We start from the raw sequence: 25,796 nt of genomic DNA on the forward strand, positions 1-25,796 counted from the left end.
GGGATTAACTGGCATGCTGCCCCAAATAGGCGGTCACGTGTTCGTATTCCTCATTTTAATGGGGGAATCCGGGACGTTTTAATCTCCCATAATTCAACACCTCCCATCCCCCCAAAAACAAAACAGGGATAACGCATCGCTGCATTATCCCTGTCCCAATTATTAATTCCTAATTTCTTAGAAGCTATATCTTAAGCCCAGCTGCATCTGGTGCCTGCTCGAGAAGAAGTCTCTGGAGTAAGGAGTACCAGGATTAGACCAGGTGTATACCGGATAAGCGGAAGGAGAACCTGCAGTCTTGCTGGACAGACCTACGCTTGCGGTAGAGTTGAATGTATTTGGAGAGAAGTATTGAACTCCCCAATCCTTGTTCAACAGGTTGGTCAGGTTGATGATATCGTAAGTCAGGGTCAGGGTATGAGTGGTCTTACCTGCCTTGAAGTTGAAGTCCTGAGTGAAACGGAAGTCAGCCTGTGTATTCCATGGAGTACGGCCACCGTTACGCTCTGTGAACTGTCCTTTACGGGTGCTCAGGTATTTATCATTTTCTACGTAAGAGAAGAACGCATCAGCCATCGCCTGGTTTTCAGGAGCGAAGAACTTACGTGCTTCAGCCTGATCTTTCGGGATATATACTAAGCTAACCTGTTGTGGAGTACCCTGGATGGTAGCATTCACGAAACCATAAGAGAACGGTAAACCGGAAGATGTATTGAAGAACAGGGAGAAGTTAGAAATAAAACGGCCTTTATGTTCCCAATCCAGTTTATAGTTAGCAGTAGCTACGATACGGTGACGGATGTCGAAGTTGGAGTAAGCCAGCTGCGGATCGTTTGGATTCAGCGCCTGGTTCAGCTGCCAGTTAGACTCCATTGAGTTACGGATACCGTTGGTAATGTCTTTAGACTGGCCATAAGTATACGCTACTGAGAAGTTCATACCGAAATCAAATGCTTTGCTTGCCTGACCGGTTACAGCATAACGGTAACCTTTGTGTGTGTTTGACAGCAGGTAAGCGTTGGTAAACTTAGAGTTGATTTTGCTACCGCTGTAGATTGGCTGTTTCTTATCAGTATCGTAAATATTGTAAGTAGGATTATCCACCAGGTTGATCTGCTGGAATTTCAGATCATAGATAGTTTTGGTATAGATACCTTCAACTGTGAACCTCCATCTGTTTTCTGTAGAGTAATCCAGCGCCAGGCTGCTTCTCCACATCTGCGGCATTTTGAAGTTGTTGTCGATCAGGTCCACCTGAGTAGCACCAGTTGCGTCATGTACGTTAACACCCTGCGCAGCTACAAACTGTGCTGCACCCTGGTCAGATACTTTCACAGGATTGCTATTTGCTGCCGGAGGCGCGGCGGGATTGAAACGTTTGTCATATGCACCATAGGTAGTACCGTTGTTATAGTATGCATAACCTAACCATGCGAACGGAATACGACCGGTGAACAGACCAGTTCCTCCACGCAGTACCAGGCTCTGATCTCCATTGATGTCGAAGTTAAAGCCCAGACGTGGGGAGATCTGGATGTTATTCAGATATTTATTGTTGATATTTCTTGGCTGCGTGTAGCTATAGGTAGTACCAAAGTTAGGATCTACCGGAGCGTTTGTAGTTTTATCGCTCAGGGCCTGTCTGTTAGGCAGGCTGGTATAATCGAAACGGATACCAGGAGTCAGTTTGAAACGGTCAGTCAGCTGGATCTCATCCTGAGCATACAGGCTGTACATACCGATCTTGAACTTAGCAGGAGGATTCGCCATGATATAATCACGGGAATTGTCTGTATAATTAAAGTTAGCACGTACGCGGCTCGGAGCATCAGCCAGGAAGGCATTAATGCTATCGTAATCTACACGACCATTCCAGGAGTTCACGAAACCATAAGTGATATTATACAGCTCATTGTGTGTACCGATAGTGATATTGTGTTTGCCTTTGAAGATGTTCACGTTATCGGTGAATTCAAAGGTCTTCTGTTTCATATCAAAGATAGACGCTTCACGGTCTGTACCCAGGAATATGGTACCGCCTCTGGATTTGATCTGGATCTGTGGCAGTGAAGGATCTGAAGTCGGGTTACGATAGTCGTGGATATTGGAATAACCGATGATCAAACTGTTTGAAACAGTATTGGTAAAACGGCTTTTCAGTTCAGCAACAGTAGAGGACTGGTTGTTCACCTGTTTGTAGTCGATACCGCTGAAACGGAAGTTCTGCTGGTCGCGCTCCAGGTTGGTGGCCTTTGAAGTGATGGTATTGTTACGAATTGACAACTGGTGTTTATCATTGATATTCCAGTCCAGACGGTTGAAGAATTTATTGGAATTGGCATAAATAGATGTGTTGCCATAAGTTCCCGGATCGTATTTACCGGACTTGGTCACATCCAGGCTCAGCATGTGCTGACGGATCTGATCTGCTTCCTGTACGGTGATCAGTGGCATATCTGCAGAACCAGCGCCAAGGATAACCGGGTCACGGCGGCGTGCTATTTCTTCGTTGGTGAAGAAGAATAATTTATCCTTGATAATAGGGAAACCTAATCTCACACCAGTCTGGTAATCATGGAAGTCGGATGGCAGTTTAGAACCGTCACCGGCATTGTTCTTACCAATCATACCAGCGTTACGGCCGAAACCGTATACAGAACCATGGAACTCGTTGGTACCGCTACGGGTTACCGCGTTGATACTACCACCCAGGAAGTTACCGATCTTCACATCGTAAGGAGCCAGGTAAACCTGGATATCCTGGATCGCATCCAGAGATACCGGGTTGGAACGGGTACTGCTACCAGGCTGGCCGGAGCTGTTGCTCTGTCCGCCGAGAGAAGGGCTGAAGCCGATCGCATCGTTATTGATAGCACCATCCAGTGTTACGTTATTGTAACGGTAGTTAGTACCCAGGAAGGAGTTGTTGTTACTCTGTGGAGTAGCACGCGTAAAGTCCTGGAAGCTACGGTTAATGGAAGGAAGGGTTTTTAACTGGTTCTGGCCTATTTTAAAGGCCCCACCGGATTTGCCGGTAGTATTGCCTTTTACCACCACTTCGCTCAGGGCAGTAGAGGCATCTGTAAGCTGGAAGTTGAAAGTACTGCTACCTAATGACAGGTTAATGTCAGGTCTTTCTTCTTTTTTATAACCAATGAAGGAAACTGTTATTACATAAGGGCCACCTGGATTTACGTTGTTGATCAGGTAACGGCCATCCGCGTTGGTTTGTGCTCCGTAACGCGTACCGGTTGATGTGTTTACTGCCAGCACTGTTACACCTGGCAACGCCTCACCTTTACTGCTGACAACCTTCCCAGTCAGCTGGGAAGTAGTGATCTGTGCTTTTAAGCCGGCTGCAGACAGTACAAGGATACCTACAAATAGCAATAATGAATAGAATTTCTTATTCACGTCTTTTGAATTTTGACGCAAACCTATCCCTGGTACATTACGCATATGTTAACACAATATTAAATTAATGTTAACACACGGACGCACGTATCATATTCAATGACTTATGGATTAAGTCATTGAACTATGTGAGCAATAATTTCTGTTGGGCTTGTTCTTTTTCTACTCGTTTCCAGGCATAGATACAGGAGCATGAGTTACGAAGCAGACAATGTTTTATCCATACAAGCTTATCAGCATGCAGAAACAAAAAAGGGTATTTCGCTATATAGGTTTCCAGTTTGTTCGCATTATTTCAAAAATAAACAGCGTGTGTTAAGGGATTGTTACCCTAATATTAACTTTCGCTATTAAGTATGTTAAGTTTTTCATAATGTAACATTTCTTTCAGCCCCACCGTCTTACATACCGGATTCCGGGCATATGATATCAATTCTTAAAGCCTGATTCCTGTATTGTGTCATATTCTCAACTGTTAGCTCCCTCATCTTTTTTCCCAGGCTTTGTTGTTTTGATGATCTGCCCTGTACTCAGCGACAGGGCCGTTTCGTGTTTGGGTTCTGCTATTACAAAAAGACTGTTGATCCTGCTAACGGCTTCCAGCCGTGAAAGTTTGTTTGTAATGAACAATTCGTATTCTTCCAGATCTGCCACCATTACTTTCAGTAGATAATCATAAGGTCCGTTGATCTTATAACATTCCATTACTTCCGGGAAAGCGTTCACTTTTGCTTCAAACAGCAGGAAGATATCATGCCCATGTTCCTTTAGTGTAATATTAGCAAAGGCTGTCACATGTTTTCCCATCCTCTTCCTATCCAGGATGGCTACATATCCTTTTATATATCCTTCACATTCCAGCCGCTTTATTCTTTCGAAAATGGAGGTTACTGATTTTCCCAGCTTGGCCGCTATTTCTTTGTTGGTGAGACGTGCATCTTCCTGTAACAGATCCAGTATGTGTAGGTCGGTTTCATCTAACGTGAAATGCATTGGGGAATATTTTACTAAAAATACGTAGAATAAAGACACTACCTCAGAAAAAAAATCATGAACCACAACCCATTGTAGATTTGTTTTCGGCTTTAGCTGGTATCTGCATTTCTGTATACAATAATCATGACCTTTATCCTAAAGCGCCAACTATCATACACCAAAATTTATCTCATTAATGGAAACAAGAATTGTAATTCCTCTACAGGCATTAGGCCTGGAGGATATCCCTATCGTAGGCGGGAAATGCGCCTCACTGGGGGAAATGATTGCTAACCTTTCCAGGGCAGGTATTAATATTCCCTCCGGATTTGCTATTACTACAACTGCGTACTATCAGTTTTTACGCCAGAGTGGTTTGGAAGAATACATCCGCGAACAGATCGAAGGCATCGATTTCGATTCACTGGTTACATTACGCCGGGCTGGTCAACGTATCAGGCAGGCCATCAGCAACACCAAATTTCCCCATGAACTCAGTACTGAGATCATCAGCGCTTATATGGAGCTGTCGAGAGAATACGGCCAGGATATCACTGACGTAGCTGTGCGCTCATCTGCCACTACCGAAGACTTGCCGGACGCCTCCTTTGCCGGCCAGCAGGAAACCTATCTGAATGTACGCGGTCCTGCCGCTCTTATAGATGCCGTACGTAACTGCTTTGCCTCTCTCTTCACTGACAGGGCCATCAGTTACCGTCAGAACTTTGGATATGATCATTTCAGTATCGGTCTCTCTGTCTGTGTGCAGAAGATGGTACGCTCCGACCTTGGCGCCGCAGGCGTAGCCTTCTCCCTGGATACGGAATCCGGGTTTAAAGACGTTGTGGTGATCAATGGTGCATTCGGCCTGGGAGAAATGGTCGTTCAGGGAGCAGTGTCCCCCGATGAGTTCATCGTATTCAAACCCGCAATCAATGGTAAGTACTCACCTATCATTGAAAAACGCCTGGGCATCAAAGATAAGATGATGATCTATGGAGAAAGTAACGACCAGCGCACGAAAGTGATAAACGTTGAAAAAGGCAATCAGCAACGGTTTTGCCTGAGAGATAAGCAAATTATGCAACTGGCGGAATGGGTATGCAAGATAGAAGACTATTATTCACAATTAAAAGGTAAATGGTGCCCGATGGATATCGAGTGGGCCACGGATGGATTGAGCAATGAATTGTTCATTGTGCAGGCCCGTCCCGAAACCATCCATTCCCAAAAGGAGCATAACACCATTACTTCATATACCATTGAAGGCGGCGCTACGCCACTCCTGAAAGGGATAGCGGTAGGAGATAAGATCGCCTCAGGAAAAGTCAACATCCTGTTTTCCCTTGATAAACGCGTCACCGAAGGAACTGAATTCAAGGCTGGCGACGTACTGGTAACAGACATGACTGACCCTGACTGGGAGCCTATTATGAAAATGGCGGCAGCTATTGTCACCAACAAAGGCGGCAGAACCTGTCATGCAGCCATTGTAGCCAGGGAGATGGGCATCCCCGCCATCGTTGGCTGTGGTAATGCAACAGAACTACTCTCCACCGGACAGGATATTACCATCAGCTGTGCTGAAGGAGATGAAGGCATTATCTATGAGGGCCTGATACCTTTCAAAGAAAACTCCTTCGACCTGCGGGAACTGCCTGAGATTAAAACAGCACTAATGCTGAATGTGGCGTCACCCGCTATGGCCTTTCAGTTTTCACACCTGCCTAACAAGGGCGTGGGGCTGGCCAGGGAAGAATTCATCATCAACAATTATATAAAAGTCCATCCTCTCGCATTGCTGCATCACCGGTCATTGAATGATCCGACCCTGACTGCGGATATCATGCAACTGATCAGAGGTTATGAAGATGAGGAATCCTACTTCGTACAGAAACTCGCCTACGGTATCGCAAAGATTGCTGCTGCTTTCCATCCGGGTAAGGTCATTGTGCGCTTCTCTGATTTCAAGAGCAATGAATACTATAATCTTTTAGGCGGAAAATATTTTGAGCCGAAAGAAGAGAACCCGATGATCGGCTGGCGCGGTGCATCACGGTACTACTCTGAGAAATACAAGGCAGCCTTTGAATTGGAATGTAAGGCTATCAAAAAAGTGAGAGAAGAAATGGGGCTGAAGAATGTTGTGGTGATGATCCCCTTCTGCAGAACTGTGGATGAACTGCTGCTGGTGCTGGATACTATGAAGCAATATGGCATAGAAAGAGGCCGGAATGGACTGGAAGTATATCTCATGGCAGAAATACCCTCCAACATTATGATGGCCGAAGAATTTGCTGCACATATAGATGGTTTCTCCATAGGTTCCAACGATCTCACACAGCTCACACTGGGACTGGATCGTGATTCCGCTCTGATCGCGGGCTTGTACAATGAACGTAATCCTGCAGTATTAAGGATGATCAGCATGCTGATTACAGCAGCCAAAAAGCACCAGGTTAAAGTGGGCATCTGCGGCCAGGGGCCGTCTGACTTCCCGGACTTTACAAAGTTCCTCGTGGAGCAAGGCATTGACAGCATTTCAGTGACGCCTGATGCACTGCTCAAAACAGTAAAAGCTATCCATGAAGCGGAAGTAATGAAAGAACAAGCGCAAATCCCTTACGTATAGTCTATATAAGCAGGACAGCGGGTACCGTGATGGTACCCGCTGTTACTGCGCCTATTGAATAGTAATTGTCTTGCTTGCCCAACTGCTTATACAGTTAGATGTGGTGATCCTCGTCCTGAACACATAAGTGCCAGGGGCCAGGCTGGGCACCTGGAATTCTATATCAGAATCAGTTGAAGTATAGTTATAACCGGTCGCACTATTTGTGATCTGCCATTCTATAAAATTAAGAGGCCCTCTGTATGAAGGATACAGTGTTCCGGAAGCTTCTCCCGAAGAAACTACAGAAGGACGGTTGATGAATGTCTGCAGATTACAGGAATTAAGCGGATACAATGTATTTACCGCTAACCTGTCATAAGCGCTCAATAGGGTATTACCATCAATGCTGGCAGAGAAGATTTTCCTCATAACAGAATTAGGATCCTGTACCGCGATGTTAGAGAAATAATTTGCCCCGAAATAATAACCATTCTCGCTGTTAGGCTCACCATAGAGGTCCCAGTCGCTATGACGCAATCCCAACATATGCCCTATTTCATGTGTCAATATCCAGCTGATCTGGTTACTGGAGAGATTCAATGAATTGATATAATTCTGGTCGACAAGTATATTATAACCTGGCACACCATTCATATTCGGTAGTCCGGGAAAATCAGCCCATGCCAGCATACCTGAAGGGAGCGTTGTAAAAATAAGGTTCCAGTCATATCCCTGATCCGTTTGGAACAGCATATGAAAGTTAAGATTGGAACCTGCCGAATTCCATTCATACAATGCCCTGTTCAAAGCAGAATAGTAAGTACTATTAGACCACCATGGCTGTGATGTATATATCCTGATATTATTTATAGATAACAACTGGTCGGTGTAAGCATGACGGTCGTTAGGGCTTACAACAGGAGCGGAGAAGGTGTCCAGAAACTTTTTTGAAAATGCAATATCGCCTTCTACGACAAAGATAGAATCATAGCATTTTACGGAAGATATATCAAGTCCAAGCTTTGCAATCTTTGCAAGGTACTTTTCATCAATACGTTCCTGGTCTTCTTTTGGCGTCGCGGTCTGAGAGATGTCGTTTTTCTTACAGGCAACAAAACAAAATGAAAGTAAGAGCGCTACTATGAGTAGCGAGGAAGTGATTTTCATTTGAGGGCTCAATTAAAAATGTTAACAAATAATTAGGGTATATCAATGGATCAAGTTAGAGTTTCTCTATTAAAGTGAATATTAAGAAATCGTTAAGGGCATCAGGTAAAAAGTGAAAGCAAGGAGGATATAACAAAAAAAAGGGACAGACCCAAGGTCTATCCCTCCTGATAAGCAGTTATATAAAAAGATTACTCTTTTACGTATACTGTTTCGTTTGGAGTCCAGTTGATCCAGGATTGTTTAGTCCATGGATTAGCAGGATCTACCGCACCAACGTAGTTAACTTTATCAAAGAAAGCATCGAAGTCTGCAGTGAATACGGCAGTTTTTGCAGTTTTCAGCGCGAACTCAGTGTTGGTAGCTTTGAATGATGCAGCAGATGGAACTTTAGCAAATACATCAGCCAGACCTTTCAGAGTATCGTTCTTGCTAGCTACAGTCACGATCAGGTTCAGAATAGCAGCACCATTCAGGTAGCTTGCATCTTTGGTATCAGCATCGAAGTATACAGGTCCGATAGCAGTAGCACCTGCACCACGGGCGCTGGATATAGGGCTTACGCCGCCAACCTGGAATACAGAGTTGGTAATTTTAGAGTTACCAGCAGACAGAGAGTCCTGAGCAATTTTACTCTCAACATCAATAGCAACCGGATTACCAGAGAATACGGAGTTAGCTACAGTGAAAGTAGAACCTCTTCTCCATCTTGCACCAGCGTAGAAATAATCTCCGTTGCCAGTAGCAGCACCAGGACCAACGATAGTCAGGTTAGAAATGATTGGGTGAGTGAAAGGAGTGCTACCGTTTGCACCATTCAGGTTATCAACTTCCAGACCATTTGACAGACTTACTACATCAGAAACAGCTGGATCCTGTAAAGCCACGCAGAACTGCAGTTTACCTTTGAAACCGCTATCCATATCGAAGTTATCATCCAGTGTGCCGTAAGCAACCAGGTATTTACAGTTTACATTACCACCGAACCACTCGAAAGCATCGTCGCCAGAGTAGCTAACCTGTACGTGATCAACTGTAGTACCAGCACCAACAGCGTAGAAAGTAACACCGTTTACTTCGCTATCCGGAGTGCTGGACAGTGCGATACCACCAAATTCAACCCTAACATACTGGAGAGTACCAGAGTTGTCATTGTCATCACCCTGAGTAGCACCGGTAGGGTTACCATAAGTCAGGCTAACAGTTGCATCAACTTCCTGTAAACCTTCTACGTTTCTTTTATCAGCACCTCTGTTTGTGCTTGCTTTACCTAACAGGATGATACCACCCCAGTCACCTTTCTTACGTGCACCAGGAGCTTTAGAAGAAGTAAATACGATCGGAGCATCTGCAGTACCTTTAGCGATCAGCTTAGAACCAGCAGTGATGATCAGCGTACCACCGGTAGTTGTAGTTACAGTTCCACCGAGAATGGTTGTACCTGGCTCGATAGTCAGTGTAGAGTTGTTTACAACATACACATATTCCTTCATCAGGTAGATAGTATCTTTTGAAAGAGTTCTGTTCGCAGAAATTTTACCTTTTAATTCAACGGTTGATTTCGGTTTCTCCGGTGTTGGGTCTACTTTATCATCGTCCTTACAAGCTACGAAAGTTGTAGCCAACGCAGCAGCCATAAGCAAAACCGATGTGTTCATTTTTCTCATAGAATTAGAAATTAATTTTTACCAAAAAAATAGATTAAATGTTATAGGAATATTAGCTGTATGTTATGAAATGATCAACTTATTAATGGAATGTATAAGAGAAACTCAATGAGAAGTTTGTCCCGTATTTGTATGTGTAGAACACATAATCTGTCCCCTTTGAATAGCTCTTCTTGTTGTCCTTGTTCTGGTACAACACGTATGGGTTGTTTAAAATATCAGAGATATTCAGTTTTATTTCTGCGTTCTTTTTAAACAGCCGTTTGCTAAGTTGCAGGTCGAGCAGGTTCCTTGAATTTTCAAAGATATCCAGCTTGTTGCTGCTGTCATCTCCCACAATGTTGATCCTTGGGCCAATCCTGTTGTACAGGATGGTTACACCCATATCATTATTAGGATTGTTGATCTGCAAGCCGGCGTTGATCAGGTAAGGAGACTGACCAGGCATACGTCTTGTTTCACCATTGATGTTACGCACTGTCTGGTTAGGATTCTTGATGGAAGAATGGATATATGCTCCGTTTGCGAAAACATATGAATTCTTTCCCCAGTTCCCTATGGCAAACTCCAGGTTCTTACGAACTTCCAGTTCTGCACCAAAAGTGTTTGCATCATCCAGGTTGATGTAAGTACGGTCGTTGTTGTCAAGACTATACCAGGACTCAGAAATTGGATTCTTGAATTTCTTATAGAACACAGCCACTGCAAAAGTCTCTCCTGCTCCGGGATATAACTCATAACGCAGGTCGATGTTGCTGATACGTGTCTGCTTCAATCTTGGATTACCAAAAACAGCAGCAGTATTCTGGAAATCGAAGAAACTGAAAGATGCTATTTCTCGGAATTCCGGTCTTGCAACAGTGTTGGAATATGACAACCTCAGATTTGACTTATCAGTCAGTGCATATACGAAGTTAGCAGATGGCAGGAAGCTGCTGTAAGTAGTATCTGTAGTATAAGATCCTGAACCTACAGTGGTTTTCGGCTTCAGTTGTTGTCTGTAAGACTCATAACGAAGTCCCCATATTACTCTCAGCTTCTTCGTAATGAAATTATCAAACATGAAGTATCCGGCTGTCAGATTGGACGAAGCATCATAGATACCGGAAGGTGAAGTATTATCTAACAGATAAATACCATTGCTACCCAGGTTCTCATTTGAAAACAATTCATAAGGACTGGCAGTCAGTTTATCATATGGGAATCCAGATGCGGATTGATATGATAATGGTCTGTAGCTGGAGAAACGCTTTCTGTACTGTTCAAATCCACCTATCTTCAGGGAATGATCTTTGTTATCCTTTACTAATGGGAACTGGTATGAAGCTCCAGCATTAAAGATATCGTCGTTCACTTTGAAGAAGCCTCGGGAAGAGCCACCATTTACCGGCTGATTGATGATAGCATGACTATCTGTATAGTTGGAAATACGGATGTCTGGTTCCTGGCGGTTGGTGTTGGAATAGTTCACCATCCATTCTATTCTTCTGTTATTGCCCAATCCATGTTCACCCTGTAAAGTAGAAGAAAGGATATAACGCTGCACCAGGTTCAGCAGGTATGACTGTGACAGATAGTGGAAAGGCGGATTAGGATCGGTAGCCACCTGCCGCAGTACAGTATTATTATCAAGAATACGGTTATAAATATTCTTGAAAGAGATCTTGCTATTCTTGTAGCTGTATGCAAAGTTTGCCACAGCACCTAAGGCACTTGAGTATTTATTGCTCGTATCAATGTTATGACGTTTATAAACATGATTGTCTATATCATAATCATTACGCTCTGCAAACTCATTACGTTCACTATGGCTATGTGTGAGAGAGAATACATAACCAAATTTACGCTCACCATAATATTTTGTATTACCAGCTGTCAACTGTAAACTGGTACCAGGAGCAACGGTAGTCTTGTTTATTTTCCAGTTGTTCTTAAAGGACCTGTTCAGATCATCCTGCGCTTTTCCTGATACATTATTAAAATCTTCAGCAGTAGCAGGAACCCCTGAAGGCAATTTTCTTTCACTGTTACCAAATGTCCAGTAATCACCAGAACCTCTCATACCTGTCTTCGCATCTTTAAATGTAGACAGTGTATTCACAGACATACCAACTGAAGCAGTCACAAATTTCTCCTCTGGAAAATCTTTTGTACTTACCTGGATCAAACCACCCGCAAAGTCGCCTGGTTTATCAGGTGTAGCGGTTTTGTTGATCACCATGTTATCGATCAAGCCGGAAGGGATGATATCGAAAGAGAAAGATTTTCTGTCAGGTTCTGTACTTGGCAGCAGTACGTTGTTCATAGTAGCGTTGTTATAACGATCAGTTAAACCACGCACTACTACGAATTTATTATCCTGAATACTTGCGCCGCTCACACGTTTTAATACTTCGCCTGTATTTTTATCAGGAGAAGCTTTGATCTGTTCTGCAGAGATACCGCTGGATACAGCTACGTTATTCTTCTGCGCAACATACAACGCATTAATGGTTTCCTGTTTGAAAGAACCTCTGATCACTACTTCCTTCAGATCCTTTGATTTAGGTTCATCCATGATCACAGGCAACTGTGTGGGAGCGCCGGGACCTACCACCACTTCGCTTACTGCTTTGGTCTGGTAACCCATGTATTTAAACTCCAGGGTGTAGGTACCGGGAGCGAGATTTAAGGTATAACGGCCCTCTACGTCAGTAACCGCACCTGTCGATGTACCCTGTACAATAACGGTAACGCCTATCAGGGCTTCACCTGTTTTCTGGTCAGTTACTTTACCTGTTACTTTCCCATTATCTACTACAGCAAACGCGGAAAGGAAGGAGCTCAAAAGAAGGCATACACACAACAGTGCAGACACAAAAGAATGTTTCACGATATAAGCTGATTCTGTGAGTTGATAGAAATTACTGGCGCAAAAGTATCGTGGGTGTGTTACCGAAGTGTTACAGGAAGGTTACCAGAATGTTAATTGTTAAGGAATGATTAAAAAATAGTTAACATGATCAGGATAGTTAAGGCTCACAGGATAGTAATAATAAATAAGTTAGGGGCGGTAATGCTAACGCTTCCGGACTAACAGGCAATCTGCTGCGGTCCCTGACGATTATTGTTCAATAATCTTTCAAGCGTGATATCAAGCTGCGCGTTGTATTCATTATTATGTATTCTTCCATCTGACAACGAAGCGATTAACTGGAACAGATGTATGCTTTTATTTGTAAACGGCTTATTATCCTTATTACAAAGCTCCAGTGTAAAATTGAACTTGTCTTCCAGTTCTTCTTCAAACTCTCTCAGGCTTAAAGTTTCATCGATAGGAAATTCAATCAGCATCTCTTCAGGGAAGCCGGCTTCTCCCAATGTGTCAAATGCATTGGCCGGTGAATTACGCATGTAAACTGCTATGTTACACGAAAGCAGTCGCTGAAACTGCATTTGTAACAGCGAAACTGTCATTAGCGGATGTAACTTCAATATTTTCATCTTCTATTTATGTTAGCATTACCAGTCGGATCACTGAATATATAATATCACAAACTTAATAGCTCAGTATTAAGTGAATATTAAGCAGTTGTTATCATATCATAAATAAATGTTAAATAACAACGATTTATATATGAGCTATTGTTGTGGGAAGCTGATCACCTTGGAAATATCTCCCCAGGGCATGCCTGAAGCATCTTCCTCCTCTTCCGGTAATACAACACGTGTTTTGGATACGGGGTATTGGTAAAGTGTCCATTGTCCATTGGTATACTCCAGAGAGGTAAGGCTTTCCACCCAGTCTCCGGAATTAAGATAAGTGACGGATTTACCGTTATGTTGCATTTCTTTGATGATAGGCTGGTGGATATGCCCACAACACACCACATCGAATTCTTTATCGATCGCTATTTCAGCTACTACCTGCTCAAAATCGGAAATAAACTTAACTGCCTGTTTCACACCATGTTTCACTTTCTTGGAAAAGCTCATTTTCTCTTTCCCCATTCGCTCTAAAACATTATTAACCAACCTATTGATGATTATCAACAGGTCATAGCCCTTTCCTCCCAGTTTGGCCAGCCACTTTGAGTTCTTCATGGTCACGTCGTAAACATCGCCATGGAAGAACCAGTGCCTTTTCCCATCCACCTCCAGGATCAGTTTATTGTCAATAACCAGGTTGCCCAGTCCGAAACCGGCAAATTTGCGCAGGGCTTCATCGTGGTTACCTGTCAGGTAGTAGACCTCAGTTCCCTTGCCAGTCATTTTCAGTATCCTGCGGATCACTTTTGTGTGTGCTTTCGGGAAATAGCGTTTGCTAAACTGCCAGATATCAATGATATCCCCGTTCAGTACCAATATCTTAGGATCAATACTATCCAGGTATTGTACCAATTCCTTGGCGTGACAACCGTAAATTCCGAGATGTACATCAGATATCACAACAATATCAAGAGGGCGCTTATCAGACATTTTTAATGAGGATTGAACCGAAAAAACCGGGCAGTTGTTAGGTTTGGTGAAAAATAGTTTAGTCCGCTGAAAACGGCTACAGGTGTAGGGACGACCTCATCACAAGCAGCCTTTTTTCACAATACAAAGAAAAAATTGCTATATTACTTTTATATTAATCCAGTGTTAAGGAATCATTAAGGATAATTTTTTCTTGGAGGTATTGCCCGCGGAAAGCTAAATTTGCGCCAAATTTCAAACAAAGAGTATGGGAGGCTTCAATTCTTTTGTAAAGTTATTTATACCAAAAGACAGGGTTTTTTATTCATTATTCGAGGATGTGTCTGCCAACCTGGTAGAAATGGGAAAGGTGTTGGTTGAACTGGTTTCCGCTACAGACATGTCAGTACGTAAGGACAAAACCCATCTGATTGAGCGATTGGAGCACAAGAATGACGATTTTACTCATCGCATCTTTGTGGAACTGGGCCAGAACTTCATTACTCCATTTGACCGTGAAGACATCCACCACCTGGCGGCTACACTGGACGACGTGGCTGATTATATACATGGCTCCGCAAAAAGACTGGACCTGTATAAAGTAATGGAAATCAACGAAAGTGTTCGTAAACTGGCTGACCTGATCTACCAGGGTACCCTGGAATTGCACAAAGCAATCCCTGAACTGCGTACCATGTCCAACATGCGTAACATCACGGATGCCTGTGTAAGGATCAATAGCCTGGAGAACCATGCGGATGACATCTATGACATGGCTATCGCAGATCTGTTCGAGAAAGAAGCCAACAATGCAGGTGAACTGCTGAAAATGCGTGAACTGTACCAGGCCCTGGAAATCGCCACAGATAAATGCGAAGATTGTGCCAACGTGATAGAGTCCATCATCATAAAATATGCATAATCAATAGATTATGCATCTCCAGCCTGCCTATTTAATGCAAACTACTTTCTAATGACCTTACTTGTCTCCATCATTATACTGGCGTTCATCTTTGATTATATTAACGGCTTTCATGATGCGGCTAACTCTATAGCTACCATCGTATCCACCAAGGTGCTGACTCCATTTCAGGCAGTACTGTGGGCTGCGGTATTTAACTTTGCAGCTTTCTTTATTTCCAAATATGTTTACGGAGAGTTCAAGGTAGGTAACACGATCGCTAAATCGGTTTTTGAACAGTTCATTACCCTGAAAGTGATCCTTTGCGGCCTGATAGCGGCCATTTCCTGGAACCTGCTGACCTGGTGGTATGGTATACCTTCCAGTTCTTCACATACCCTTATTGGTGGTTTTATAGGTGCTGCCATAGCAGCTGCCCATGGATCTTTTGATGTGATCAACTATGCCAAGGTAATGCCGATTATCTACTTCATTGCCCTCGCTCCTTTCATCGGGATGATTGTGGCTTTTGTGATCACCATTATTATTATGAACGTCTGCCGTAAGGCAAATCCATTCAGGGCGGAAAACTGGTTCAAGCGTTTACAGCTGGTATCTTCAGGTGCACTGAGCCTTGCTCACGGTGGTAACGATGCCCAGAAAGTAATGGGTATCATCGCTGCCGCACTGGTAGCCCACGGTACTATTGACGATGTTACCCAGGTTCCGAACTGGGTGCCATTATCCTGCTTCGTTGCCATAGCCCTCGGTACCATGAGCGGTGGCTGGAAGATCGTTAAAACCATGGGGTCCCGTATCACCAAGGTAACACCGCTGGAAGGTGTGGCTGCGGAAACTGCGGGTGCGATAACACTTTATCTCACAGAAACACTGGGTATTCCTGTGAGTACCACCCACACCATTACCGGTTCTATTATCGGGGTGGGAGCTACGAAACGTCTCTCCGCCGTACGCTGGGGGGTAACAGTAAGCCTGCTCTGGGCCTGGATATTGACCATTCCTATCAGTGCATTACTGGCTGCTGCTGTGTACCTTGTAGTCAATCTTTTCTTCTGATAGAAGGTATCACTACTTATTATAATAAGCCCTCCGGCGTCGCCCATTACTAATGGAATGACCGGAGGGCTTTCTCTTTTACTACATCCGCTTTTTGAGTTTTTCCTTTTTTTTATCACAGAGCCCCCTATTTTTGTAGGGCTTTTGAAGAACCTATTTTTTATTATTCATTCTTATAACAAATGCTATGAAAGGTATTATACTGGCCGGAGGTTCCGGGACTCGTTTACACCCCATTACCTATGCCATCAGCAAACAAATCATGCCGGTTTATGATAAACCAATGATTTATTACCCACTTTCCACACTGATGCTGGCTGGTATAAGAGAGATCCTGATCATTTCTACACCACATGACCTGCCCGCTTTCAAAAGATTATTCGGTAACGGTGAGCAACTTGGTTTGAAGCTGACCTACGCGGAACAACCGCTTCCCAATGGTCTGGCGCAGGCGTTTGTAATAGGCCGTGACTTTATTGGAGATGATAATGTAGCATTGGTACTGGGTGATAATATCTTCTACGGCGCCGGCCTGGGTACACAGCTGGCCAACAACGTGAAACCCGATGGAGGCATCGTGTACGCCTACCAGGTATCTGATCCGGAACGCTATGGGGTGGTGGAGTTTGATGAGAAGATGCAGGCGGTGTCCATCGAGGAAAAGCCACAACAGCCCAAAAGCAGTTATGCAGTACCCGGATTATACTTCTATGATAATGATGTGATTAAAATAGCAGCAGATCTGAAGCCCAGCCCACGCGGGGAATACGAGATCACCGATGTGAACAGGGAATACCTGCGCCGTGGCAAACTGAAAGTGTCTATCCTGCCCCGTGGTACGGCCTGGCTGGACACCGGCACCTTTGACTCCCTGATGCAGGCCTCACAGTTTGTACAGGTCATCGAGCAACGCCAGGGTATTAAGATTGCCTGCATAGAGGAAATTGCTTATAAACAGGGCTTTATTTCCCTGGAACAATTGCAGACACTTACCCGGCCATTGCTGAAAAGCGGCTATGGACAATACCTGGAAAAGATCATTGAACATAAAATCTGAACAATGAAAATTAAGAATTAAGGATTAGGAACCGTACATTCGTAACTCAATTATCAAAATCAGCGTTTACGGGCTTAGATCCCGGCTCCTTAATTCCAGGTTCTTTGCACATCTGATTGTAATTAATCCTAAAACATTTAAAAAAAATAAACACATATGAAGGTTCTTGTTACCGGTGGTTGTGGTTATATTGGCGCGCACACTATCGTAGATCTGATTAACAATGGCTTTGACGTAGTTTCAGTAGACAGCAACATCCGCAGCAGCACACAACTGCTTGACGGTATCGAAAAGATCACAGGCAAAAAGATCCGTAACTATAAGGTAGACCTCTGCAACCTGGAAGATACACATGCTGTATTCCACGAAAACCGTGATATCGTAGGTGTGATCCACTTTGCAGCGCTCAAAACAGTTCCTGAATCCGTAGCTGATCCGTTATTTTATTTCCATAATAACCTTTCTTCCCTGGTAAATGTACTGAAGTGTGTGAAAGAGTTCAATATCCCTAACCTGGTATTCTCCTCTTCCTGCTCCGTATATGGCAATACCAAAGAGCTGCCCGTAGTAGAGGCCACTCCACTGGGAGAAGCACAATCTCCGTACGCCCGCACCAAACAAATGGGCGAACAGATGATCCAGGACTACAGCAGAGTGAATGATACCCAATCTATCCTGCTGCGCTACTTTAACCCCGTAGGTGCCCACCCGTCTGCACTGATCGGAGAACTGCCACTGGGCCGTCCGGACAACCTCGTACCGGTTATTACCCAGACAGCTATCGGCAAGATCCCTAAGCTGACAGTATTTGGTCACGACTACGATACCCGCGATGGCTCCTGCATCCGCGATTATATCCATGTAATGGATATTGCCAATGCTCATACAAGGGCCCTGCAGTACCTGCTGGACCAAAAGAATACAGACAACTGTGAAATCTTCAACCTGGGTACCGGCAACGGCGTAACCGTGCTGGAAGCTATCAAGGCCTTTGAAAAGATCTCCGGTGTAAAACTGAACTATGAACTGGGCCCCCGCCGCCCGGGCGATGTGATCGCTATCTATGCCAATAATAATAAAGCCAAACAGTTACTGGGCTGGGAACCGAATATTGGTATAGAAGATATGATGCGTACTGCCTGGCAGTGGGAAGTTGCTTTAAGAGACAGGGTTCTTAGCAATTAAAAAATTAAAAAGTTTATTTCTTACATTTACGACACAATTCTTAATATAAGGCTATGGTAAAAGATATTAAACCGTTAAATGAGAAAGAGACACGCGCAGGCTTTGGAGAAGGTATATTGGAAGCTGGGCGTAAAAATCCGAATGTAGTAGCACTGACTGCTGACCTGTTGGGTTCGATGAAACTGAATGCCTTTATTAAGGAGTTTCCAGACCGCTTCGTACAGGTAGGTATTGCTGAAGCAAATATGATAGGCATAGCTGCCGGTATGACCATCGGTGGTAAGATCCCTTATACAACTACATTTGCTAACTTTTCTACAGGCCGTGTATACGACCAGATCCGTCAGTCTGTTGCCTATTCCAACAAGAATGTAAAGATCTGCGCATCTCACGCCGGTTTAACACTTGGTGAAGATGGTGCTACCCACCAGATCCTGGAAGATATCGGGATGATGAAAATGCTCCCGGGCATGACCGTGATCGTTCCATGCGATTTCAACCAGACTAAAGCTGCTACTATTGCCGTAGCCGACTACGAAGGACCAGTGTATCTCCGTTTTGGCCGTCCGAAATGGCCTAACTTCACTCCTGAAGATCAGAAATTTGAAGTAGGTAAAGCACAGGTGCTGCATGAAGGAACAGATATCACCCTGTTCGCTTGTGGCCACATGGTATGGTTATCTGTCGAAGCAGGTAAGATCCTGGAAGAAAGAGGTTACAGTGTTGAGATCATCAATATTCACACTATCAAACCGCTGGATGAAGAAGCTGTAGTCCGTTCTATCTCTAAAACCGGTTGCGCTGTAACCGCTGAAGAGCATAACGTACTGGGAGGTCTGGGCGATAGTATTGCACAGGTAGCGGCCCGCCACAATCCAATTCCTATCGAATATGTAGGTACCAACGATACTTTCGGTGAAAGTGGTAAACCACTGGATCTGTTGAAAAAATATGGCCTGGATACAGATCATATCGTTGCTGCTGCTGAAAAAGCAATAGCAAGAAAGAAGAAATAATCTGTACCGGATTAAACCTTACATAAAAAAAACCATCTTACAGGTGGTTTTTTTTATGTAAAACCATTTAACCTAAGAATGAGCATACATCAGGATGATAAGACACTATTGGCAACGTACAGGGATCCTGCTACTAAGGAGAAGGGTTTTACTTGTATCATCCAGAAATACCAGGAACGGCTTTACTGGCATATCAGAAGGCTGGTGCTGGACCACGATGACGCCAATGATGTATTGCAGAATGTGTTTGTAAAGGTCTGGAAGAACCTGGAAGGATTCCGTGAAGATGCCCAGTTATACACCTGGTTATATAAGATAGCCACCAATGAGTGCCTCACTTTCCTGGAAAAGCAAAAGAAAAACAATTCAATATCACTGTCAGACGTAGAAACAGGTCTTAGCAATACCCTGAAAGCAGACGCTCAATTCGATCCCAACAAACTTGAGTGGAAACTGCAAAGGGCTATTCTGGCACTGCCTGAAAAACAAAGAATTGTATTTAATCTGAGGTACTATGATGAGATGCCCTATGAAGAAATGAGCCGTGTGCTTGATACCTCCGAAGGCGCACTCAAAGCCTCCTACCATCACGCCGTAAAAAAGATTGAAGAGTTCATCCGTAATAGCTGAAAATGCGACATCTTCGTACTTTTATGAGGTGAATTGCATTTTTTTGGAGACGAAACTACGACCTGTTTAAACTATTGCTATCTTCTACTGTCTAAAATCTGTATGATATCCAGAGACAACGATATTGCGAACGAACTGCGGGAAATCATCCCTGATGCTCAATGGACTACGCTGAAGCCCTCCCACGGAGGCGTTCCGGCTGGTTACTTTGAACAGCTGCCGGGTCTGATCCTGCAGAAGGTACGTACTGCCGAAGTACAGGAAGAGCTGGAAATGCTCTCTCCACTGCTGGCCGGCGTACCGAAGTCTGTCCCTTTATCTGTTCCTCCGGGCTATTTTGAGCACCTGTCACAACAGATCATCCAAAACATCACTACTGAGCAGCAGACGCTGCCAGACGCAGAAGAAGTATCTTCCATCCTGGCAGGAATGCCAAAAGCATTCCCCATGTCTGCGCCTGCCGGTTATTTTGACCAACTGGACGCGGTAATAATGGCCCGCATAGCTGAAACAGAAGGTGCTGCGGCGGCCGCATCTACAACAGCCATACAGGAAGAACTGGCCGCCATATCACCGTTACTGGCCGGTATACCCAAAACGATGCCTTTATCGGTGCCAACCGGTTATTTTGACCAGCTGAGCACCAGCGTAATGGCTGGCATTGCTGATGTATCAGCGCCTGTTCATAACCCGGTTGTCCGTAGAATGAATGTCCGCAAGTACATGGGATGGGCTGTGGCCGCCTGCCTGGTAGCACTGGTAAGCGTAAGTACCCTGTTCTTTATCAGAGGTAACCGCCACAATACCAATGCAATAGAAAGTACCCTGGCTAATGTCAGCGATCAGGAGATCATGGAATACCTGCAGTCCCATTCGGACGCTTTTGATAAGGAAGAATTAACCAATTATACGCCTTTAATAGAAGAAGGTAACGCTATTTCGGAAGTAGAAGAATTACCAGCAGAAGCCATACAACATTATTTAGATAACACCGGTTTGTTAAACGAAAGCCTAACAGACAACTGAGATGAAAAAACTTTACACATTAGTTATATTAATCACACTCTCATTGTTTTGCCGCCCTCCTGCTAGTCAGGCACAACAAGGTCAAGGTAGCGACGCTGAGATCAGGGATCGCATCCGTGCAGCGGAAATAGCGTACCTATCCCAAAAACTGGACCTCACCCCCGACGAAGCACAGAAATTCTGGCCGCTATATAATCAATATACCAAGGAAGTTGAGATTCTCATTGCGGAACGCCGCAAGCGGAACAAAGTTCCCCAAACAGATATCCAGCCTGCTGATGATAAAGAATTGGGATATGAACGCCGTATGCTGGACATCAAAACGCATTACAGCCAGGAATTTCAAAAAGTATTGCCAGCGGCAAAAGCAGGGGTGGTATTCAGATCAGAACGGGAATTCCGTAACCAACTGATCCGGACCATGAAAGACAGACAAGCCAGAAATCTGGGAGGCCCGGGAGCAAGAAGATTCAGACAATAATATCAGACGATAAAAATAAAAAAGGAGCACCGGTTCGTGCTCCACAGGCGGATACAGGTACTGCACGGCTCAGAGTTTCCCAAAGGGCAGCTTCGTATCATGATAAAACAGGAAAGTCCATCCTTCAAGGGCGCTACGCTGTTTAAACTGCTCACGTAGTTCCATACTCCGCTTTCCATCATAATCATACTTTGCTGCAAAACGACGTTTCATATATGAAACCTGGGGGGCTTCGTCTCCTCCGAAAAATATTTTATCGTCGCCGGTATCTATCAGGAAGACCTGATGATATGGGCAATGTCCCCCGGTCACTTCATAAGTAATGTAGTCATCAATAGTGCCATCCCCCTCTGTGAAAATGACATTGTCTTTTTCCTTCAGGATGCGGACATCTTCTGCATGATAGGATTTCCCGTCGTGCTCTAAAGCGTAATCCATTTCATGCCTGTTCACATAATAGGTGGCTTGTGGAAAACTCAGGCTACGCTCGCCGGTGACAGGATCTACGATAGAGATACCGCCGGAATGATCTTTATGTAAATGGCTCATCAGCACTTTGGTGATGTCCATCGGATTAACGCCGTTGTCGATCAGGTGCTGGTGTATCTGCAAAATGCCATCGGAATTACGATAGCCCAGGCCAGCGTCCAGCAGGATATAATCCTGATCTGTGATCACTAAAAATGGTTGGATCTCTACCAGCAGCGAGCCGCCGGAGCGCTGCTGCATTGAATCTGTCTCCGGATTATAAGGAATAAACTTCTTTGTTCCGTCTACTGTAAAAGCCCCTTCTGATAATGGTATAATACGTGCCATTCCCCAAAGATATGTAACTATCGTAATACCATCTGCCTGTCAGCATCCAATCGTAGCATGATAAAAATTAACATAGTGAATGTCATCAGGGACGAACCTCCATAACTAACCAGTGGCAGCGGGATCCCGATCACCGGCGCCAGACCGATGGTCATGGATATATTAATGGCCATGTGGAAAAAGACAATGCTGGCCACCCCATAGGCATACACACGGCTGAATGTCGATCGCTGTCGCTCCGCCACAAAAATGATCCGTAAGAGCAGGGCCACATAAAGACCTATAAATATAACAGAACCAAAGAAGCCAAAATCTTCACCTATGGTACAGAAGATAAAGTCAGTGCTTTGTTCAGGCACGAAATCGTAACGGGTCTGGGTGCCCTTCAGATACCCTTTCCCTATGAAACCACCGGAACCGATGGCAATCATACTCTGACGGGTATTGTAAGTTGCCTTCGGATCGTTCTCCTTGCCCAGCATTACCTCAATACGGCGTACCTGGTAGTCTTTCAGCACTTTGGTGAAAGCAAAAGGCACTACAAACATCACAAACACAGAACAGAATGCCCAGATACCCAGTATCAGGGCCAGCCTGGAACGGTTACGTTTTATTTCCCGGCGACTGAAATAGATCACCAGTACCGTGATGACTGAGAATATGATGAAGAGGATGTTTTTATCTACCAGCAGGGCTGACAATACCAGCACGATCCCGGAGAAGGCGATCACCAGCAGTACGCCTGGCAGGCCTTCCCTGTACATCACCAGGAAGAAGGAGAAATATACCAGCGCCAGTCCTGTTTCTGACTGCAGGATGATAATAACACAAGGTATCAGCGCCAGAGAGACGGCTATCAGCCTGGAACGCAGTTTGGTAAAATCCGTTTCGATGGAGGAGAGATACTTGGCCAGGGCCAGGTTGGTACAGAGCTTTGTCAGCTCCGCCGGCTGAAACTGGAAACCACCCAACACCAGCCAGGATTGTGACCCTTTCACATCCTTACCGATGCCCAATACCAGCAACAACAGGAGTAAACCACCGGCATACAGCAGGTTGGCCGTAGCGGTGAAGAACTTACTGTCTGTCAGCCAGATGATGGTAGCCAATACGGCCGACACGCCCAGCCACATCAGCTGGCGGGAATAGTTTTTATTCAGGTGGATGATATCATTCCAGATGTTATCTCCCTCTCTGTACTCAGCCGCGAAGATAGATAACAACCCCACAAATACGATCCCCATGTAAAGGCCCATGATAGGCCAGTCAATACCTTCTGTCAATTTTATTTGCTGCCGACGGTTCATAACTGATTAATCCCGGAAATAAAGTTTAAGTATCTCGTCTGATGTCATTTTAGCGCTGGCTCCATTCAATGAGTCAAGCTTGGATTTTTCCCTTACTACAGGGTCCAGTGTATTGTATTCCAGCAATGTTTTCATCTGTGGCTTACGCTTCACAGAAATTGTATCATGCAGGTATTTCTCCATGATCAGACTGGCGATAGGCGCTGCATAAGTACTACCGAAACCAGCGTTCTCTACGATCACTGCAATTGCGATCTTCGGATTATCCCTGGGGGCGAATGCCACGAATACAGAGTGGTTCTTCAGTTTTGCCAGCTTTCCGTTCACGATGGCGTTATTCTCAGCCGTACCTGTTTTACCACACACGATCTCACCTTCTATTTTTGCGGATACACCGGTACCTCTTTCCACCACATCCTCCATACCATATATTACCGGCATATAGGAAGAGTCGGATACGTGCGCCACAGTATGTTTCTCTCTGAATTTTGTCAGCAGTTCAGTATCGTCATTATCGATCTTATCCACGAAATGCGGCAGATAGTAATAACCTTTATTGGCGATAATACACATAGCGTTCGCCATCTGCATCGGAGTTGCTACTACCTGGCCCTGGCCCATACCCACGTACAGTTCTGAACAGGAGTTCCATTGACCGCGGTACAGTTTATTCATACCGGCTGTATCAATTGCCTTACCGGGAGATTCACCCGGGATATCCACTCCAAGTCTGTGCCCAAGGCCGAAAGAAGAAATATAGTCATGCCATTTCTGGTGCCCTTTCTTCACACCTCCCCATTTGGCGGCATCCACCTCCATACGGTACAGGTGTACGAAGTAGGCGTTACAGGAGTTGGCAATAGCCAGTCGCAGATTGGCTGCGTGCCCCGCATTGTGGTGCGTACAAGCAATAGCACGGCCACAGTAGGTGTAAGCGCCGAAGCAAGGGAAGCCAAAACTGGGTGTAATCACACCTTCGTCCAACGCAATCAGGGCTGTCAGTGGTTTCATCGACGATCCCGGTGGATAACCTGCCTGTATAGCACGGTTAAACAATGGTTTTGTCGTATCTGAGAACAATCTGCTGAAGTTACGGGCACGGTAGGAGCCTGTCAACAGGTTCGGGTCGAAGGTAGGAGCGCTCACCATGGTCAGAATACCTCCTGTGCGGGGATCGATGGCTACGATACTACCGATCTTGTTACGCATCAGGTGTTCACCCAGTACCTGGAGATCAACGTCAAGCGCCAGACGGAGGTTCTTACCGGCAATAGCCGCAGTATCGAACTCGCCTTTTTCATAAGGGCCCTGCGGGCGGTTCAGATTATCTTTTACGAGATATTGTATACCACGCTGGCCCATCAGCACACTTTCATATGTTCTTTCCAGGCCGGTCATACCCAGGTAGTCCCCCTGGTTATAAGCGCTGTAGGCAGGCTTCTGTAACATCTGGGGAGATACCTCTCCGATATAACCGAGGATGTTGGCAGCAGCATTGAAGGGGTAGGAGCGGATCTGGCGTTGTACCAGCTCGAAACCCGGCTGGAACATATACATACTTTCCTGCAGGCGACCGAACATTTCGGGCGGCAGCAGGGAAGCAAATACAGATACACGACGGCTGCCATTCTTAATAATAGCCCCTGTGATACGTCTTCTGAATTCTTCCTTATCGATCTGGAGGATCTCACACATGTAAGCCGTATCAATGTTCTTCACATTGATCGGTGTTACCACGAGGTCATACATAGCATCGTTGCTGAGGATACTCCTGCCCTTGCGGTCAAAGATAATACCACGGCTGGGGTACACCACTTTGCGGAGCACCGCGTTGGCATCCGCCAGCTTGGAATATTTCTTTTCCACTACCTGCAAAAAGAACAACCTGGTAATAATCAATATTACCATTCCAAGGATGATAAACTGTATTACTCTTTTCCTGGGCTGATTATAGACAGACATTTACGCTGAAATAATGTGGCCACTTCACGGCCTCCCCCGCCATCCTGGCAGAAAGATGAAGCAA

General features: G+C 44.8%; 19 protein-coding genes. 9 read left to right on the plus strand and 10 right to left on the minus strand.

The window, feature by feature from the left end; genetic code table 11:
- Positions 1-177: 177 nt before the first annotated feature.
- A complete protein-coding gene (locus F3I09_RS26625; RefSeq protein WP_149698308.1) occupies positions 178-3,414 on the minus strand; it encodes a carboxypeptidase regulatory-like domain-containing protein in 3,237 nt (1,078 codons plus the stop codon).
- Positions 3,415-3,882: 468 nt separating this feature from the next.
- Positions 3,883-4,407, minus strand: a complete 525-nt coding sequence (locus F3I09_RS26630) for an Lrp/AsnC family transcriptional regulator (RefSeq protein WP_149698103.1) — start codon at positions 4,405-4,407, stop codon at positions 3,883-3,885.
- 178 nt (positions 4,408-4,585) lie between these two features.
- Here F3I09_RS26630 and ppsA point away from each other — a divergent pair, with 178 nt between their 5' ends.
- Positions 4,586-7,021 carry a phosphoenolpyruvate synthase gene (ppsA, locus tag F3I09_RS26635; protein ID WP_149698104.1) on the plus strand — a complete coding sequence of 812 codons (2,436 nt, stop codon included), beginning with the start codon at positions 4,586-4,588 and terminating at the stop codon, positions 7,019-7,021.
- A 51-nt stretch (positions 7,022-7,072) separates the two neighbouring features.
- Here the strand turns inward: ppsA and F3I09_RS26640 are convergent, their stop codons facing one another.
- The 5 genes from F3I09_RS26640 to F3I09_RS26660 form a co-directional block, all read right to left on the minus strand.
- Entirely contained in the window at positions 7,073-8,170 is a 1,098-nt protein-coding gene (locus F3I09_RS26640) for a M57 family metalloprotease (protein ID WP_149698105.1), read from the minus strand.
- Positions 8,171-8,361: 191 nt separating this feature from the next.
- Positions 8,362-9,837 carry a T9SS C-terminal target domain-containing protein gene (locus F3I09_RS26645; RefSeq protein WP_188133970.1) on the minus strand — a complete coding sequence of 492 codons (1,476 nt, stop codon included), beginning with the start codon at positions 9,835-9,837 and terminating at the stop codon, positions 8,362-8,364.
- Between the two features lie 82 nt (positions 9,838-9,919).
- Entirely contained in the window at positions 9,920-12,709 is a 2,790-nt protein-coding gene (locus tag F3I09_RS26650; protein WP_149698107.1) for a TonB-dependent receptor, read from the minus strand.
- Between the two features lie 200 nt (positions 12,710-12,909).
- Positions 12,910-13,230, minus strand: coding sequence for a hypothetical protein (locus F3I09_RS26655; RefSeq protein ID WP_149698108.1), 321 nt, complete (start codon positions 13,228-13,230; stop codon positions 12,910-12,912).
- 228 nt (positions 13,231-13,458) lie between these two features.
- Positions 13,459-14,295, minus strand: a complete 837-nt coding sequence (locus tag F3I09_RS26660) for a UDP-2,3-diacylglucosamine diphosphatase (RefSeq protein ID WP_149698109.1) — start codon at positions 14,293-14,295, stop codon at positions 13,459-13,461.
- 247 nt (positions 14,296-14,542) lie between these two features.
- Here F3I09_RS26660 and F3I09_RS26665 point away from each other — a divergent pair, with 247 nt between their 5' ends.
- The 8 genes from F3I09_RS26665 to F3I09_RS26700 all read left to right on the plus strand — a co-directional run bounded on the left by F3I09_RS26665 (position 14,543) and on the right by F3I09_RS26700 (position 21,647).
- Entirely contained in the window at positions 14,543-15,196 is a 654-nt protein-coding gene (locus F3I09_RS26665; protein ID WP_149698110.1) for a DUF47 domain-containing protein, read from the plus strand.
- Between the two features lie 51 nt (positions 15,197-15,247).
- Positions 15,248-16,252, plus strand: coding sequence for an inorganic phosphate transporter (locus F3I09_RS26670; protein WP_149698111.1), 1,005 nt, complete (start codon positions 15,248-15,250; stop codon positions 16,250-16,252).
- A gap of 187 nt (positions 16,253-16,439) precedes the next feature.
- A complete protein-coding gene (rfbA, locus tag F3I09_RS26675; protein WP_149698112.1) occupies positions 16,440-17,309 on the plus strand; it encodes a glucose-1-phosphate thymidylyltransferase RfbA in 870 nt (289 codons plus the stop codon).
- Positions 17,310-17,465: 156 nt separating this feature from the next.
- Positions 17,466-18,494 (plus strand): UDP-glucose 4-epimerase GalE, encoded by a 1,029-nt coding sequence (gene galE, locus F3I09_RS26680; RefSeq protein ID WP_149698113.1) that lies wholly within the window; start codon positions 17,466-17,468, stop codon positions 18,492-18,494.
- 53 nt (positions 18,495-18,547) lie between these two features.
- On the plus strand, positions 18,548-19,510 hold the full coding sequence (locus F3I09_RS26685) for a transketolase family protein (RefSeq protein WP_149698114.1): 963 nt from the start codon (positions 18,548-18,550) through the stop codon (positions 19,508-19,510).
- Positions 19,511-19,588: 78 nt separating this feature from the next.
- On the plus strand, positions 19,589-20,140 hold the full coding sequence (locus F3I09_RS26690; protein ID WP_149698115.1) for an RNA polymerase sigma factor: 552 nt from the start codon (positions 19,589-19,591) through the stop codon (positions 20,138-20,140).
- Positions 20,141-20,242: 102 nt separating this feature from the next.
- Positions 20,243-21,166: a hypothetical protein gene (locus F3I09_RS26695; protein WP_149698116.1), complete on the plus strand. Its 924-nt coding sequence runs from the start codon at positions 20,243-20,245 to the stop codon at positions 21,164-21,166.
- 1 nt (position 21,167) lies between these two features.
- Positions 21,168-21,647 (plus strand): hypothetical protein, encoded by a 480-nt coding sequence (locus F3I09_RS26700; RefSeq protein ID WP_149698117.1) that lies wholly within the window; start codon positions 21,168-21,170, stop codon positions 21,645-21,647.
- A 69-nt stretch (positions 21,648-21,716) separates the two neighbouring features.
- On the opposite strand, the gene F3I09_RS26705 is transcribed toward F3I09_RS26700, so the two are convergent.
- Genes F3I09_RS26705 through mrdA form a run of 3 tightly spaced genes read right to left on the minus strand, consistent with a single transcriptional unit; the run spans position 21,717 to position 25,732 of the window.
- Positions 21,717-22,463, minus strand: a complete 747-nt coding sequence (locus F3I09_RS26705; protein WP_223233395.1) for an MBL fold metallo-hydrolase — start codon at positions 22,461-22,463, stop codon at positions 21,717-21,719.
- A gap of 17 nt (positions 22,464-22,480) precedes the next feature.
- A complete protein-coding gene (gene rodA, locus F3I09_RS26710; protein ID WP_149698118.1) occupies positions 22,481-23,770 on the minus strand; it encodes a rod shape-determining protein RodA in 1,290 nt (429 codons plus the stop codon).
- Between the two features lie 6 nt (positions 23,771-23,776).
- A complete protein-coding gene (mrdA, locus tag F3I09_RS26715) occupies positions 23,777-25,732 on the minus strand; it encodes a penicillin-binding protein 2 (RefSeq protein ID WP_149698119.1) in 1,956 nt (651 codons plus the stop codon).
- Positions 25,733-25,796 lie beyond the last annotated feature (64 nt).

The sequence above is a fragment of the Chitinophaga sp. CF418 genome, assembly GCF_900142925.1.
In the GTDB taxonomy this organism is placed as follows: domain Bacteria; phylum Bacteroidota; class Bacteroidia; order Chitinophagales; family Chitinophagaceae; genus Chitinophaga.